The sequence below is a fragment of the Chryseobacterium sp. AC417 genome (assembly GCF_979258215.1).
This window is the reverse complement of the sequence record NZ_OZ409845.1, coordinates 1,816,550-1,831,671: the sequence shown is the minus strand read 5'-3', so window position 1 is coordinate 1,831,671 and position 15,122 is coordinate 1,816,550. Positions and strand designations below refer to the sequence as shown.

19 protein-coding genes and 1 pseudogene are annotated in these 15,122 nt (G+C 35.4%); 11 read left to right on the top strand and 9 right to left on the bottom strand.

The genetic code is table 11. The annotated features are described in order from the left end of the window. Nucleotides 1-423: 423 nt before the first annotated feature. The 3 genes from ACZZ9T_RS08840 to ACZZ9T_RS08830 form a co-directional block, all read right to left on the bottom strand. A complete protein-coding gene (locus tag ACZZ9T_RS08840; RefSeq protein ID WP_463441774.1) occupies nt 424-1,020 on the bottom strand; it encodes a Crp/Fnr family transcriptional regulator in 597 nt (198 codons plus the stop codon). 427 nt (nt 1,021-1,447) lie between these two features. Then, nucleotides 1,448-2,551: a UDP-galactopyranose mutase gene (gene glf / locus ACZZ9T_RS08835; RefSeq protein ID WP_463441773.1), complete on the bottom strand. Its 1,104-nt coding sequence runs from the start codon at nt 2,549-2,551 to the stop codon at nt 1,448-1,450. 5 nt (nt 2,552-2,556) lie between these two features. After that, nucleotides 2,557-3,672 carry a glycosyltransferase gene (locus ACZZ9T_RS08830; RefSeq protein WP_463441772.1) on the bottom strand — a complete coding sequence of 372 codons (1,116 nt, stop codon included), beginning with the start codon at nt 3,670-3,672 and terminating at the stop codon, nt 2,557-2,559. Between the two features lie 430 nt (nt 3,673-4,102). On the opposite strand from ACZZ9T_RS08830, the gene ACZZ9T_RS08825 reads away from it, so the two are divergent. Both ACZZ9T_RS08825 and ACZZ9T_RS08820 read left to right on the top strand, forming a co-directional pair. Continuing rightward, on the top strand, nt 4,103-4,303 hold the full coding sequence (locus ACZZ9T_RS08825; RefSeq protein WP_463441771.1) for a cyclic nucleotide-binding domain-containing protein: 201 nt from the start codon (nt 4,103-4,105) through the stop codon (nt 4,301-4,303). Continuing rightward, a complete protein-coding gene (locus ACZZ9T_RS08820) occupies nt 4,242-4,700 on the top strand; it encodes a Crp/Fnr family transcriptional regulator (protein WP_463441770.1) in 459 nt (152 codons plus the stop codon). The genes ACZZ9T_RS08825 and ACZZ9T_RS08820 overlap by 62 nt, the downstream gene beginning before the upstream one ends. Nucleotides 4,701-4,787: 87 nt before the next feature. Here ACZZ9T_RS08820 and ACZZ9T_RS08815 read toward each other — a convergent pair whose 3' ends face one another. Beyond that, nucleotides 4,788-4,934, bottom strand: coding sequence for a hypothetical protein (locus ACZZ9T_RS08815; RefSeq protein ID WP_463431394.1), 147 nt, complete (start codon nt 4,932-4,934; stop codon nt 4,788-4,790). Nucleotides 4,935-5,404: 470 nt separating this feature from the next. On the opposite strand from ACZZ9T_RS08815, the gene ACZZ9T_RS08810 reads away from it, so the two are divergent. From ACZZ9T_RS08810 to ACZZ9T_RS08800, 3 genes are all read left to right on the top strand, one after another. Continuing rightward, entirely contained in the window at nt 5,405-6,001 is a 597-nt protein-coding gene (locus ACZZ9T_RS08810) for a Crp/Fnr family transcriptional regulator (protein WP_463441769.1), read from the top strand. A 123-nt stretch (nt 6,002-6,124) separates the two neighbouring features. After that, nucleotides 6,125-6,325 (top strand): hypothetical protein, encoded by a 201-nt coding sequence (locus tag ACZZ9T_RS08805; RefSeq protein WP_463441768.1) that lies wholly within the window; start codon nt 6,125-6,127, stop codon nt 6,323-6,325. A gap of 17 nt (nt 6,326-6,342) precedes the next feature. Next, on the top strand, nt 6,343-7,173 hold the full coding sequence (locus ACZZ9T_RS08800) for a hypothetical protein (protein WP_463441767.1): 831 nt from the start codon (nt 6,343-6,345) through the stop codon (nt 7,171-7,173). Nucleotides 7,174-7,240: 67 nt separating this feature from the next. Here the strand turns inward: ACZZ9T_RS08800 and ACZZ9T_RS08795 are convergent, their stop codons facing one another. From ACZZ9T_RS08795 to ACZZ9T_RS08780, 4 genes are read right to left on the bottom strand one after another with little or no spacing between them, the layout of a single operon-like run. After that, nucleotides 7,241-8,725, bottom strand: a complete 1,485-nt coding sequence (locus tag ACZZ9T_RS08795; protein ID WP_463441766.1) for an alpha-amylase — start codon at nt 8,723-8,725, stop codon at nt 7,241-7,243. Between the two features lie 8 nt (nt 8,726-8,733). Further along, a complete protein-coding gene (locus tag ACZZ9T_RS08790; RefSeq protein ID WP_463441765.1) occupies nt 8,734-9,486 on the bottom strand; it encodes an SDR family oxidoreductase in 753 nt (250 codons plus the stop codon). Nucleotides 9,487-9,510: 24 nt separating this feature from the next. Next, entirely contained in the window at nt 9,511-10,077 is a 567-nt protein-coding gene (locus ACZZ9T_RS08785) for a CinA family protein (RefSeq protein ID WP_463441764.1), read from the bottom strand. An 18-nt stretch (nt 10,078-10,095) separates the two neighbouring features. Continuing rightward, a complete protein-coding gene (locus ACZZ9T_RS08780) occupies nt 10,096-10,371 on the bottom strand; it encodes a low affinity iron permease family protein (RefSeq protein ID WP_463441763.1) in 276 nt (91 codons plus the stop codon). Nucleotides 10,372-10,667: 296 nt separating this feature from the next. On the opposite strand from ACZZ9T_RS08780, the gene ACZZ9T_RS08775 reads away from it, so the two are divergent. Further along, complete coding sequence (locus ACZZ9T_RS08775) at nt 10,668-11,576, top strand: NAD(P)/FAD-dependent oxidoreductase (protein WP_463441762.1); 909 nt, start codon at nt 10,668-10,670, stop codon at nt 11,574-11,576. Nucleotides 11,577-11,633: 57 nt separating this feature from the next. Here ACZZ9T_RS08775 and ACZZ9T_RS08770 read toward each other — a convergent pair whose 3' ends face one another. Beyond that, nucleotides 11,634-12,035 carry a Crp/Fnr family transcriptional regulator gene (locus ACZZ9T_RS08770; RefSeq protein ID WP_463441761.1) on the bottom strand — a complete coding sequence of 134 codons (402 nt, stop codon included), beginning with the start codon at nt 12,033-12,035 and terminating at the stop codon, nt 11,634-11,636. A 403-nt stretch (nt 12,036-12,438) separates the two neighbouring features. Here ACZZ9T_RS08770 and ACZZ9T_RS08765 point away from each other — a divergent pair, with 403 nt between their 5' ends. From ACZZ9T_RS08765 to ACZZ9T_RS08745, 5 genes and pseudogenes are all read left to right on the top strand, one after another. Further along, the gene (locus tag ACZZ9T_RS08765) at nt 12,439-12,633 is read left to right on the top strand and encodes a hypothetical protein (protein WP_463441760.1); all 195 of its coding nucleotides are present in this window, start codon (nt 12,439-12,441) and stop codon (nt 12,631-12,633) included. After that, nucleotides 12,597-12,689: pseudogene (locus ACZZ9T_RS08760) on the top strand (hypothetical protein); the annotation flags it as partial. The gene ACZZ9T_RS08765 and the pseudogene ACZZ9T_RS08760, both read left to right, overlap by 37 nt. Before the next feature lie 21 nt (nt 12,690-12,710). Further along, on the top strand, nt 12,711-13,037 hold the full coding sequence (locus ACZZ9T_RS08755) for a helix-turn-helix domain-containing protein (RefSeq protein ID WP_463441759.1): 327 nt from the start codon (nt 12,711-12,713) through the stop codon (nt 13,035-13,037). 414 nt (nt 13,038-13,451) lie between these two features. After that, nucleotides 13,452-13,910 (top strand): ferritin-like domain-containing protein, encoded by a 459-nt coding sequence (locus tag ACZZ9T_RS08750; RefSeq protein WP_463441758.1) that lies wholly within the window; start codon nt 13,452-13,454, stop codon nt 13,908-13,910. Nucleotides 13,911-13,959: 49 nt separating this feature from the next. Continuing rightward, complete coding sequence (locus ACZZ9T_RS08745; RefSeq protein WP_463441757.1) at nt 13,960-14,880, top strand: SDR family oxidoreductase; 921 nt, start codon at nt 13,960-13,962, stop codon at nt 14,878-14,880. Nucleotides 14,881-15,122: the final 242 nt, after the last annotated feature.

Sequence of the window (15,122 nt, the reverse complement as noted above, 5' to 3'; positions counted from 1 at the left end):
TTCCTGTGAGATTAAATTTAATCACTGAAAAAATCCTGACGGTTAGAAAAATTTGAATGTGTTGTTGTAGAAATGATTTCCTTTTGGATCCGAAAACAGCAGACCTATTTCCGAAGGTAGAATAATAATTGCTCATATAACAGTTCTTTGATGTGGTGTATTTCAAAAATACAAGTTCATTGAAAACTATCCTATGATCCTAATCATATCGATGAGATTTATTCAACTTCCTGAAAAATTAGTCAGAAAGATTTGCTTTCCCGGAGTAATGAGATAATGCCTTTCTATTTTTAGACAGTTAATCTTTAAGGATTGATATTACAAGTAAAAAACTTTACCGGTTGCCTGAATTGATGTGATCAGATGATGTTTTATGTTCGGGAATGATTTGTAAATATTAAATCATGATAGTCTGCATGAGAATCAATAAAAAATTTTGCCGTTGAAAATTTTCACAATATTTTCCCGTTCCATGCGCTTGATTACCCTGATAACTGTTTCGACTCTTAACCCTGTTAGCGATGCAATTTCAAGACGTGTGTAGGGAATCTGATACGCATACTGCTCTGTTACATTATGATAATGCTTCAGGCAATCTATCACACACAGTACCTTATTAAAAGGATTGTTAGATGATAAATTATTGAGCATTATATACCGGTAATGCATTCTCTCTGAAGTGTAAAGATAAAGGTTGAATAAAATATTTTTGTGACTTTGAACCAACTCAAAAAATTTTGAAGTGTGAACCCTGATAATCTCTGTATCAGACATTGCTACTGCATTGACAGGATATGGTCTTTCAGAAAATATGAATGTCTCTCCAAGGCTGTGTCCTGCTGAAGGGAGACTGTGAATAAATTCCTTTCCTTCTTGATGGTAATTATTGATTTTTACATTACCTTGTTTTATTTGATAATAAAATTTGGGTGTTTCCGACTCTCTAAATATAATATCATTTTTGGCAAAACTTACTAGTTCTCCTCCATATCGAAAGAGTAAATCTTCATCGACTAACATACTGTAAAAAAAAATTAATGAAAAATTATGTACAAACTTTTATAGTAAATACTGCAAAACATTATATCACTGATTGTGTACATCCAACGATTCAAATATAGTAGGATAGGTGATTTCTTCTGTATGATTAAGATCATAGCATAATAGTACAGACTCAAATATCACGTAATCAGCAGAATAATTTTTCAAAGATTTCAGAATAAGTTTTGTGTTAAATAGATGTTCCGCAGCAAAACCAAAAAAACAGATGAGACGACTACCATCAGAAGACCATATCAATATAAAATCCTTCTTATGGTAAGAAGGATTTATAGATAAACAGTTCTTTTAAGCACACATATTAATCACATCCAGTTATTCTTTAAAGTCACTCAAACCACCCATCAGAAAACTTTTAAAAGGATTGATGTTGGAAGGCAGAAAATCATTATTGAACATATTCTTCCCTGCTTTTTAATTTTTTGAAAAGTGCCAGTGACTGGGCCACCACCTGATCCATGTTGTAGTATTTATACGTTCCCAAACGGCCTGTGAAAAATACATCAGGAAGATCTTCTGCAAGTTTTTTATACTGATTGTAAATTTCCTGATTCTGTTTCCGCGGAATCGGATAATAAGGATCTCCCTCGGCTGTAGGATATTCGTAAACGATGGTGGTTTTCTCGTTTTTTTGCCCGGTTAAAAATTTAAACTCCGTGATTCTTGTATATAAATTGGAGGTCGGATAATTCACCGTTCCTGTGGGCTGGTAATTTTCCTGATTCAGGGTTTCAAATTTAAAATCGATAGAACGGTAAGGCAGCTTCCCGTAGCAATAATCAAAATATGAATCGATCGGACCTGTATAAATCAAAGTTTTAAAAGGAATTACATCAACAATATCCCGGTAATCGGTTTGCAGCATGATGCTGATGTTTTTGTGAGACAGCATCTTTTTAAACATCTCAGTGTACCCGTTTTTAGGCATTGCCTGAAAAGTATCCGTAAAATAACGGTCATCCTTATTGGTTCTGGTGGGAACACGTGCCGTAACCGAAGCATCCAGTTCTGAAGGATCAAGATCCCACTGTTTTTTGGTATATCCTTTAAAAAATTTCTCGTAAAGTTCTTTCCCCACTCCATTTAATACAACATCTTCGGAGGTGAGAATGGGATTTCGTTTCTCAGCTTTTGAGGCTAAAAAGTCTGTAACCTCATCTGAAGTTAAATTTTTACCGTACAAATCATTAATCGTCGTCAGGTTAATAGGAATAGGAACCAATAAACCGTCTACACTTCCTAAAACCCTGTGCTCATAAGGTCGCCAATCGGTAAATTTTCCTAAATATCTAAACACATCTTCAGAATTGGTATGAAAAATATGAGGTCCGTATTTATGAATCAGAATGCCGTCTTCGTTATAGTAATCGAAAGCATTTCCTGCAATGTGATCTCGCTTATCAACAATTAAAATTTTCTTTCCTTCTGAAGCTAAACGCTCTGCCAACACGGCTCCGGCAAAACCGCAGCCTACTATTAAAAAATCATACATAGTTATTAATTTGCTTTTTTGTATTTAACTGTTTCCTCCGTCATGGTCACTTCATTGATCAGGGCATTCATTTTACTAAAAGTGTGATCCCAGGAATCGTTTTCAAGAAAGTGATCAACATTTCTCAGCCAATGGTCTTTTTCTGTATCGGCAAATATTTTTTCTGCAGCTGAAATGAAAGATTCGGAATCACCGATGATGTTGACCAGACCTGCTATGCCATAGGGATTCACAACATCTCTGATGGCTGTAGAAATCACAGGTTTGCCTGCTGCCAGATATTCAGGAGTTTTGGTGGGGCTGATAAATTCTGTTGATTCATTTAATGCAAATAAAATAAGGGAGATATCCCAATGTGCAATGTACAAAGGCAATTCGGAATACGTTTTCGGACCTAAATAATGAATATTGGAAGCAACCGGTAAATCATCAGGATTAATTTTCACCACAGGACCAATAATCACAAACTGCCAGTCGGGGCGCTTTGCAGAAACTTCACGGAGGAGTTCGATATCAAATCTTTCGTCAACCACTCCGAAGAAGCCTAATCTTGGGTAGCCAATGGGTGACTGGTCTTCCGGCTCGTGCTGTAAAGCTCTGGCCTTTCCGAAATGGGCTTTATCAATACTGCTTGGCATTGCATGAATGTTGCCATGTTTGTTTTTCTTTGCCTGGTAAAGAGAGTTTCCACCGGTGAATACCACATCTGCTTTTTCGAATAACTTTTCTTCCAACTCTAAAAGCTGTGGCGGTGCAAATTTAAAAGCAGACAATTCATCCATAGAATCGTAAACAACCGTCTCAGGATTCAGTTCATCCGTAAACTGCAGTGCCATGGGAGTATAATACCAACTGATGTAATTTCCGATACGATATTCTTTTATCAGCTGATTGATCATATTCCGGATTCTTCTGTTTGTGGTATCGTCATGTCTTGTCACCAACAATTCTACCACATAAACCCCATCCTGAACATTGACAGTATACCTGTCGGAATCTCCAATTTTTGGCTCTTCAAAATAAAATACCTGATAAGCTTTTGAAAACCGGGTCAAAAGATGTTGCGGTCGCTGATAAACAAAGTTCCATGATAAATGGCTGAAGCATAATAAGTATTTCATATAATGTAATTTAGTCAGAACAAGATAGAACAATGTACGAATCATGTCCTATGACCGTGATCATAATATTTATTTTCTACATTTGAAGTTACCTGCCCTGATAAAATCGGATTGCTTAATCTTCAGAGTTTTGTCTTAACCTTCATACCTATTTAAAAATGTTCAAAAAAATTAAAGCATATGATTAAAACCATCTTTTTTTTAATGTTGATAGTAGTAGTTTTGCAATGATTGAGACGTAGAAATACGTAACATTTTTTCATCATTTGTGTTTTATCCTTCTCTTCGGAGAAGGTTTTTTTATGTATGACCCTGGTATTTTAATATTAGTTTCATCCAATTAGTTTCACTAAGTATATTAAAAATATGATCTAGATCATAAAAATGTCTTTTATTTTTACTAAATTTATAGATCCTATACACAATTATTATGCTTATCAACACTGCACTTTTACAATCATATGGTGCCGAAACAATTCATATCAGTACCCTTGATACTATTTTTCAGGAAGGTGATACACCAAAATATTACTATCAGATCATCAACGGAAGAATTAAATTAAATCATTATGATGAAGAAGGTAAAGAAATCATCCAGAGTGTTCTTGGTTACCGGACAGAGTGTTTGTGAGTTGTTGCTTTTTATTGATGAAAAATATCCGGTTAATGCTGAAACATTAACATCATGTGATATACTAAAAATATCAAAAGAATACTTTTTTAAAATGTTGGAAGAACACCCGGATGTTTCTCTGGATATCAACAAATTTTTATCCGAAAGATTGTTTCAAAAATTTGTTATGATGCAAAACAACTTGTCATTAAAACCTGAGGTAAGGCTTTTGGGTGTCCTAAATTATTTCAAGAGCTACAGTGACAACAAAGAGCCGTATTCATTTGAAGTTTATCTTACCCGAAAGCAATTAGCGTCTATTACAGGTCTAAGAATTGAAACAGTGATCAGAACGGTAAAAAAAATGGAAAGCGATCAGATTCTGAAGCTGGAAAACAGTAAAATATTTTATTGATATTTGACAGCAAAATAAATTCTCATATATAACATGAGTAATTCAGAATAGCTGTATTCTTAGCTAATATACAAACTTTACATACGTTTATCGCAGTTTCAGACTGTCCTGGTCAAAGTTCTTCTGGATACTATTTTCTTTTTCTTTCTGTTCGTCATCTTCAGGGTCGCACCTGCAAGACGAGGTCATTAATGCAATTACAGCAAGAATAAAAAATTTCTTATAGTTTTTCATTTAATCATTTTATGGTTTGATTATTCTACATTTTTACAAATATATGATGATATAATTCACGTAATTATGACTATAGTCATAAGAACAATCTATCTCAATTATCAACGAATAAAGCACTTAAACAGGCTGATTATTTCAATTTATTACATTAAAATTCAACATATTAAAAGTATGATCCAAACCATATTATACAAAAACAATTTGTATTAATTTTGTTATATCAATTAGTGATGAATAATTATTTAACCCACTTCTAAGATTCAGTAATCTGCTCTATCCAGACAATTGTCTCATAAATATCTGTAAAAGAGATCTTTGTACATATCATTATGAATTTTCCAATATATTCATATTAATTGACTGCTTAAAAAAGAGGCAGTAACAGTAAGTTACGAACATCGTGATATACTGGAAATCCCTTAAGATGAAGATATCGGTTTCACCTTATGACCAACCACAAAAAATTAAATATGATTTTACACCAGGAACTTCTGCGCTCTATCGGAGCGGCAGAAAAACACTATAACCCCGGAGATTATCTTTTTCAGGAAGGCGGAAGCCCTCAATATTTTTTTCAGATCGTAAGCGGGGAAGTTAAACTAAACAACTATCAAGGGGATGGTAAAGAATTTATCCAAAGCATTCTTACTTCTTCTGATCCAGTTGTAGAATTCATGCTGCATTCCAACAAAATGTATCCCGTGAACGCTGTAGCACTTACAAGATGTACCATCATTAAGATCTGCAGAAAAAGTCTGCTACGATATCTGGAACAAAGCCCCAATCTTTATATGGAACTTTGCAGATCGGTATCACAGAATATCTACCAAAAATTTTTGCTGATGGAGAAAATCTCATGCCACAGCGCCATTGAGAGATTAAAAGAAGTGCTTCATTTAATGAAACAGGAACAGCAAAATACAGCACCTTATACATACGAGGTTCCTATCACGCGACAACAATTGGCATCACTAACCGGCCTTTGCGTGGAAACAACAATCAGGACGATCAAAAAAATGGAACGTGACAAGATATTACGGATCAAAAACCGAAAAATTCTTTTCTAAATAGTAGAACTATTGTTTGGTAGCCTGAAAATTATCAGATTTCTAAAAAATCCCTTCACTGTGATTATTGTCATAATATTTTACTTTATTACGGTGTATGTTTGGTTAAATCAAATCTCACATATGAAAAATTTAGCATTATTAGCAGCGGCATTGTTGGTCACAGCCGCCTGTACAAAATCTGAAACCCAATATACTGATCAGTCGAATAAAAAGCAATCAGTTAATGACAAAAAATCTGACACCATCCAGACTCTGACAGAGATATCAGATACTTTACAAAAGAAAAGTGAACATTCTGATGGGAAAAGAAGCACTGAATAACAATAACACCTGAAGTCATGTATCCAAAAGGAAAATTGATCGTCTTGGGACAACCCGCCAACTCAGAAAATAATGACATACTTATATCAAAAAGTGCCTATTATGAGCAATTATTTTCATGTCTATCACTTAAAAAAGAAGACCGGATTGAGATAATTGCTCCCTGCTTAGCAGTTCCTGTACAATCTATTACAAGTTGTTGTGAAACCATTCTCGGACAAGGACATACCAACTACGGAATCATGTGCAGCGAGCATTTGCTTGATACTGAAATTGATTGTCTAAAAAGAATCTCCAGTGCTGACATTATCATTCTCATAGGAAGTCAGTCTGAGATCAATAATTTTTTCAGTGTCAAGCTAATCTTCGAACTGATCAAAAGAAGATATACAGAGGAAGAGAACTTCAGACTTGTCGGAATTCATACAGCTGGGATGGCATTCTCTGAACTCATGATCAACCAGAAAAAAACCGCAACAGGACTTGGTTTTGTTAAAAGATGTGTCATCTATACGGAAGATCAACCCTATTGTCACACCCTGATCAAAGCGGTACTTGAACATCAGGATTATCTGGGATTGTCTGTAAAGGGCGGAATGATTGTCACGATTGAAAAAGGATATAAAGCGACCTGTAAAGGTACAGGCTCTGCAATGATCATTAATGCGAGGGAGGTCACTCCGAAAAGCATGAAACCTTACAGGCGGGGCGCCTCATTATTTGTAAAAAATCTAAAAGGTCAAATTCTTGTTGACGGATCGTCTGCGGATCTTCGCACCGGTGAAGTAATTCAGCCATCAAATTTCAGCTATGATTTAAATTTCACCAACAGAAACAACACTGTATAGACTTTTGATTAATTGCGGTAGCATCGAAATTGATGTTGACAATCCTGCGAGGATTTCTATAATATGCTTATTCATTTTGATTCATTTTTTTGACCCAAACCGATACTGAGCCGGGGTTAACTTTAAAGATTCCTGTCCCATAATCATCCAAAACAATTTCTTCGGTTCGGTGTTGCAAAAAATCATAAAAAACCGCTTGAGCAGATTCTTTTCCTAAAGTAACTTCCTTGTATCCTTCTTCGCTGTTTGAAATAATAACAACACATCCGAATTTTTTCTCATTTCCGGTTCTTACAAATGCAATACAATTCGGATGATCAAAATAGTCAGTTTGCTTTCCGTGAGCAAATAGTTTTCTCGCTTCCATCAATTTGGGCAAAATTTCAACCTTAGGTATTTTAATGTGTATTTCGCTGTCATCTTTTATGTCTTGATATTCTGCCCCGAAAAGATCAGGATAAAAAACACATGGATAACCCTCTGTTGATAGAAGAATAATTGAATAAGCAATCGGTTTGAACCAATCCTTAACTGCTGATTCCAATGCCTGAAGCGGTTGCGTGTCGTGATTTTCAACAAAAGAAACTGCAAAGTCCGGTTTTTTTTTCAAGAAGCTGCCGTTGAATATCTGCCGCAGATCATAGTTGCTTCCTTCCTCAGATGCTTTGGAAAAATTATAATGCAATGGGACGTCAAAACAAGAGATCATATTATTCATTTTATTGGTGAAATTTTCGATTTTCTCTGCATCATCTTTCCAAAATTCTCCCAATATATAATACTCCGAATTAATTTCTGTTTTGATGTAGGTGATCCATTCTTTCAGAAAATTTGACGAGACATGTTTCAAAGCATCCAGTCTCATCCCATCAATTTTAGTGGTTTCTGCATACCATTTGATCCAGCGTTTCATTTCCTCTACGACGTAGGGATTTCGGTATTCTATATCCGCACCCATCAGATAATCGTAATTACCTAATTGATGACTTACTGCATCATCCCATTCCCCACCATAATCATTCTCTATTTTAAAAATTCCTTTCAATTTTTCTCCGTCCTTTTTCACATCATCGATTCCACTAAAACATTGGTGATCCCAGATGAAATCAGAATATCTGCCTTTTCTGCCTGGAAAAATAAATCTGGTCATTGCAGATACCTCAAAAGAATCACTGATAATTTCTGTCCGGTTTTCTTCATTGACTTGATGTACCATTATTCGTTCATCTTCGTCTCCGCCCATTCGGTGATTTAATACAAGATCGGCATACACTGCAATTCCTGCAGCATGGGCTTTTTCGATTGCCTTTAAATATTCTTCTTTTGTACCGTATCTCGTAGGTATGCCGCCTTTCTGATCAAATTCTCCTAAATCGTAAGGGTCATAAATATCATATCCTCTTCCCTCCAAGCCCAAAAAGCATTTTGTAGCAGGAGGAAACCATACAGCCGTAAATCCTAAATCTTTGAGATACTCTGATTTTTCAGCAAATTCGTTCCACAGATTTCCGGGATGATACCAATGAAAAAATTGTATGATTACTCCACTCATAATTTCTTTTACCCGTTAACAATCAAGCCTCCGTTCGGATGCAGAACCTGCCCGGTGATTTGTGCAGAAGCATCAGTCGCTAAAAACAAATAGCTGGAAGCAATTTCTTCTGTGGTGGCATTTCTTTCCAGTGGTGGTTTGGTTTCATCTTCTTTTTCTTCACCAAATGTTTTCTCGGTAAGCGGCGTGGCAACAGGACCAGGCGCAACGGCATTTACACGGATTCCTTTGGGCTTCGCCTGTAAAGCCAGTGAGCGGGTGAATGAGACAATGGCTCCTTTTGTGGCAGAGTAGTCAAGAAGTTCTTCGTGCCCCAGATACGCAACGGCGGAAGTTGTATTGATAATTGAACTTCCCTGCTTCAGATATGGAAATGCTGCCTTAGTAAGCAAGATCATCCCAATAATATTGGTGTCAAATGTTTTCCTGATATTTTTTTCTTCAAGATCTGAAATACTCTTTGCCGGAAATTGTGTTCCTGAATTATTTACAACAATATCAAGTTTGCCAAACTCAGAAACTGTCTTGGAGACTACTTCTTCACAAAAATCATTATTGTTGATATCGCCACCAAAAGAGAGCACACGAACTCCCAATTCTTTTATTTCTTCTTCGGCTGTTGCTGCATCTTTATCATCTTTGTAAAAAATGAAAGAAATATCGGCTCCTTCCCGGGCGAAAAGTAAGGCGATCGCTTTACCTATTCCGCTGTCTGCCCCTGTGATGAGTACAGATTTATTTTTTAGCTGTAGGTTTTTCATAATGATATCTTTTATTGGTAATATTTATTTGTTATTGTTTTCTTTATGCTTGTCAATCTCATTCTTTAAACATTTCAATATAAATTCACTGTAATAAAGCTGAGCGTTTAGCGGTTCGGTTCTCGGATGCAGATTAAGCTTTTCTGTACGCACAACTTTTTCGTCATATGTTATAGAAAAGAAAGCAAACAGCTTCTGCTCAGATTCCGGTACCGGACTTGCATAGCCCGTTATAGCAACTGACCAATGAGTTTGAAACATTTTAGCAACATTTATTGCCATTGTTTCTGCGATATGAGCAGATACACAGTCAGATTCCTGCGCTTCATTTTCATCTACGTGAAGGTGAAATACTTTTTGTTTTAACGTATAAGTTGTGATCCCTCCCTGAAAAAAATCTGATGCGTCTTTTGCCTGGGATAAGGAAAGCTGCAATAAACCTGAGCTGACACTTTCGGCAACTGAAATAGTTTCATGATCAGTCATAAGGGTTTCGCCTATTTCATTAACTAATACTTCAAGATCAGTCATCATCTTTTTGCATCCTCGCGCAGACAACTCTTCAATATTATGGTGTGGAAATTCTGTCATATCAAACTGTTTGGTAATTTATAGGGAAATAAGATTATTTTTATCCATAGAACAATCTCTGTATCTGTTCAGCTTAATCTGGATTGCTTTTGAATCTTTATTCTGTATTTTTTGAATCAGGAAAACCATTAAAAATGTTATAATTGTGGTCAGTTGCCCGGTTTCGGAAAAATTAAATAGCAGTCCGGTAGTGACCCAAATAATCACCATTAAGGAGGAAATAATAAATGCAAACGGACTTTCGATAGAGCGTACAGCACGGTCTGAAAACCTTTCAAAAAAGTTCTTTTTCATGTAAATCGTAATTTGGATTTTTGTTATTATATCGCTGCCGGTTGATACAACAGCTAAAATTTATATGAAATAACAAATTTAAATTCGAAAAAAGTATGATCTAAATCACCACATAAGAAAAATGATTTTCTGTATGAGTGATGCAAAAATCATCCATGACTTAAAGCATAAAAATTATGTAATTTTTGATTTAATTTTAAATTTTAATCTAAACTTAAGCCTTTACGGTTTCTGTAAGAACTATAAAATATTATTTAATTAATCTTTATTCATCATAATCACCCATACATATAAATATGGAACATAATGATTTTTTTGACGTTATTGTAATAGGGGGAAGCCACTCAGGACTTTCTGCAGCATTATCACTCGGACGCTTCGGTAGAAAAGTTTTGGTACTGGATAATCATCTTTCATGTAACCGTTATACTGCACTTTCCCATAATTTCCTTACCCAAGATGGCCAGCAAACGAAGTCGATTGCCGAAATTGCCAAAAAACAAGTCCTTCAATATCCTACAGTAAAAATTATTAAAGACACTGCGATATACGGGGAAAAAATTTCAGATGATTTCGAAATCATTACATTGAAAGAGAATCACTACAAGGCAAGAAAAATACTTTTCGCCTCTGGAATAACAGATATCCTTCCTGATATTAAGGGTTTCAAAGAATGTTGGGGCAGTTCGGTTGTTCATTGTCCCTATTGCCACGGATATGAATACCGGAATCAAAAAACTGCTATACTCGGCAATGGAGAAGCGGCATTCGAAATGGCAAGAATTTTAAAGAATCTCACTTCAGATATTGTTATTATCAGTAATCAAGATTCAGAATTTGATGAGGATCAACTCCATCAATTGAAGCGCAATAATATTAAAATCATACAATCAGAACCACAGGAAATTCTTCATCATAATGAGCAAATTTATGGCATTGCTTTATCAGATGACCTTTACATAGACGTTGAGATTGTATATACTTCCCTTCCCTTCAGGCAAAGTTGTGAAATACCACAAATTCTGGGTTGTCGCTTTACTCATCATGGATTAATAGAAGTTGATGATAAGCAGCGCACCAATATAAAAGGAATATATGCATGTGGTGATAATTCATCGATGATGCGCTCGATTTCCAGAGCCGTCTACACCGGAAGTTTGGCAGGAGCAGTAATCAATACGGATCTTTCGATTGAGCTATTTTGACAATAGTCTGAAGCGAAAAAAGACCTACATATGAGATATAATAATAGTTATGAATAGTTATTCACTGCCTTTATCTGTAATAGAATCCATCATCGTTAAATTCTCATATGAGGTATCTGCAAGAGTGGAGTAAATATCCAGAAAAACATTAGGCTGAGCGTGTAATAAACGGAAGAAATCTTCACTGCTAAGTTGAAGTACAGTACAATCTGAAACAGCAACTGCATTCATAGGATATGGTTTTCCCAATATAAGCATTGACTCTCCAATGCAGGAATTCTCTGACATTATTTCCTGTATAAATTCTTTTCCTTCATTGTATCTGTTCAATTTTACATGACCAGTTAGGATCTGATAGTAATTCTGGGGAATATCACCTTCATGAAAAATAAAATCTCCTGCGTTATAATGCGCTTTAATTGCTCCGGCTGAGTGTAAAATATCTTCCTGTATCGGCATGACAATCTTTTTTTATTAATATTTATTCATATGAGTAAGTTGACTGTAATTCAAAATTCAACATTTTCAGATACTTCAAGAAATTAAATCAAGTTGTTCTGTGTATTTAAACAGCAGTTACTATATTTAAAAAATTTTATATTTTGTACACATCAAATATATATCTTTAAAGGATATATTGATTATGACATAGATCATATTCTTTACACTAAATTGTTGACTCGCAGAAAGAATCTAAAATTATAAATTTACATAATTTTCATTTTTTTCCGTCGTCTTATAACAATATCGCAGCAATAATTTAGGTGACCAAGATCATATATTTAGATTTTAATAATATATTATATTTGTAATAATCTGCAAGATTTATTATTTTGTCTTGTGGAATTATTAATTGAAAGTTATGGTCATAAAAGAAGATTTATTGATTAGTTTTGGTGCTGATATCATTCGAATGGATCAATCTGACCTGCTCTTTGAAGAAAATGCTCCTCCCGAGTATTATTTTCAAATCCAAGAAGGGCAAGTAAAAATTACGAACTTCAAAAAAGGAGACGGGGAATTTATCAGAGTATTCATGATCAGGGCGAATCTGTAGGGGAAGTATTTTTATTTTGCAGGCATCACCGGTATCCTGCCACTGCAGTTGCCACACAAGGCAGTACAATCCTGCGATTGGAACATTCAAAATTTCTTAAACTTCTGGAGTCCGACTTTGATATACAGTTGAAATTTTTACGCCAATGCGCAGGTCAAACCTATTACAGCTATATTTTCCTGAACAGCTTAACATCAGAGGACGCTACTCATCAATTGCTCACGGTGCTAAATCATCTGAAGGAAAGACAAAATCTGACTGAATATTATTCGTATAAAGTTCCCTATACCAGAAAAGAACTTTCATCCTTAACCGGTTTAAGAATTGAAACTGTGATCCGGATTTTAAAAAAGCTGCAAGGCGACAAAGTTGTTAAGATTGTAAAAGGAAAAGTGTACTACTGATCAAACATCAACATCTGCCTTTGTTTTTTGCAGCAAAGCAAAATTCATTGGAACTTGGGTACATTCAAAAAGACATCATTTTTTTTAACAGTATCATTCATTTAAATCTCTGTATTTTTTTTTAAAATCTGAGAGCAATCTTCTACATTTTTATATTTCTGTTTAATTATTCTTTTGCAGAATTTCCATTGTCATTATTATCTAAAAAAAAGCGATTTTATCATACTCTTTCAAGATTTCTGCTGTTTTAAAAAGCATTGCACCTGAATTTAAAATTAAGCAGTCAGAAGATACAGTGAAGTTTTTTCTAAATTTTAAGGGTAAGATCATCCAAAAAAACATATTTCATTTTGTTTTGAATTTTCTTACCTAGGCATAATTATTGTGATTTCTTTAGTACCAAAAAAATATGTTATGGAAAATAAAAAAACAGTATCGGTCCTGAACGACTTGCTTCAGATCACCAATGACCGAATCGAAGGATTTGAAAAAGTAGAAGGAAAAGTTTGGGAAAAATATCCTGACATCAAATCTGAGTACGATCGCATGATATCCCAATCGAAAATGATGAAAAACGAGCTTATTGATCAAATCACTGAGCTCGGTGGCGAGCCAAATGATTCGACATCAGTTGCCGGATCATTCCACAGAACATGGATTGATATTAAAAATTCTTTCACATTAGGCAACATCGAAGAATCAACATTATCCAATGTGGTTTTTGGAGAAAAAGCTGCAATAGAAGCCTATCAAAATGCATTGGATAGTGGTGAGCTCCCTTCACAAAGTTTTGATCTGGTTAAAGAGCAGCTTCACAGTCTAAAAGTATCTTACAGCCAATTTCAAAAAATCGAAGAATATAAAACCAAATGATCTAAATCGTCCAAATCACTAACTAAATATTTTTAAAATGGAGAATGAAATGAATGAACAAATTAACCCTCATACGCAAAAGACTGATTCAGTACTTGAGAATCCTACAACGAAACACCCAAAACCACCATTCGAAAGGCAATTTCAGCCTTTTCCGGGATTGGTAAGCAAAATGAACCCGATTCCTGATCATGGCGAAGAATCCTATAAAGGCTCTGGTAGATTAACTGGACGGAAAGCATTAATTACGGGTGGAGATTCCGGAATAGGAAGAGCTGCTGCAATTGCGTACGCAAGAGAAGGTGCAGACGTAGCAATCAATTATTTACCTGATGAAGAATCAGATGCTCAAGATGTTGTAAAACTGATTGAGGAGGCAGGACGGAAAGCGGTCGCCATTCCTGGAGACTTGCGGGAAGAATCATTTTGTCAGCAATTGGTTCTGGAAGTCGTTGAAAAACTGGGAGGTATCGATATACTTGTTAATAATGCAGGACATCAAAAATCTCATGAATCTATCCTGGATATAAGCACCGAAGAATTTGACCGAACCATGAAAACCAATATCTATGCCCCATTTTGGCTGACTAAGGCTGCACTACCTCATCTAAAACCTGGTTCTTCTATAATAGGCTTATCATCCGTTCAGGCTGAAGATCCCTCAGCGGATTTATATGACTATGCGCAGACTAAAGCAGCCACAACAAATTACGTAAAATCATTAGCAAAACAATTGGGACCAAAAGGAATTCGTGTGAATGGTGTAGCACCCGGACCCGTATGGACGGCTTTGGAAATCAGTGGTGGTCAGACACAGGAAAAGATCGAAGAATTTGGTGGCGACACCCCACTCGGAAGACCTGGACAACCGGCTGAGCTTGCATCGATTTTTGTACAGCTTGCAGATAATGATGGCAGTTTTGCTACCGGGCAGATCTACGGTTCCGCAGGCGGAAGCGGACAGCCATAATTTTTCAACAATAGTTATGAATAATAATACACCATAAAAGATTCTTTATTGCTAGTAAACTGACCGAAGAAAATGTATAAAAATTCATGGTCAGTAATAAAGATTTTAGCATTATAACCAGAACAATGTATTGCTCTGGTTTTTTTATTTTTTGAGCATATGTTGAGTACATATTAGCTAAATACCATTACTCTCCTATGGTTTCTTGAACAAATACCACATCTTAATTTTTTGGTCTTATT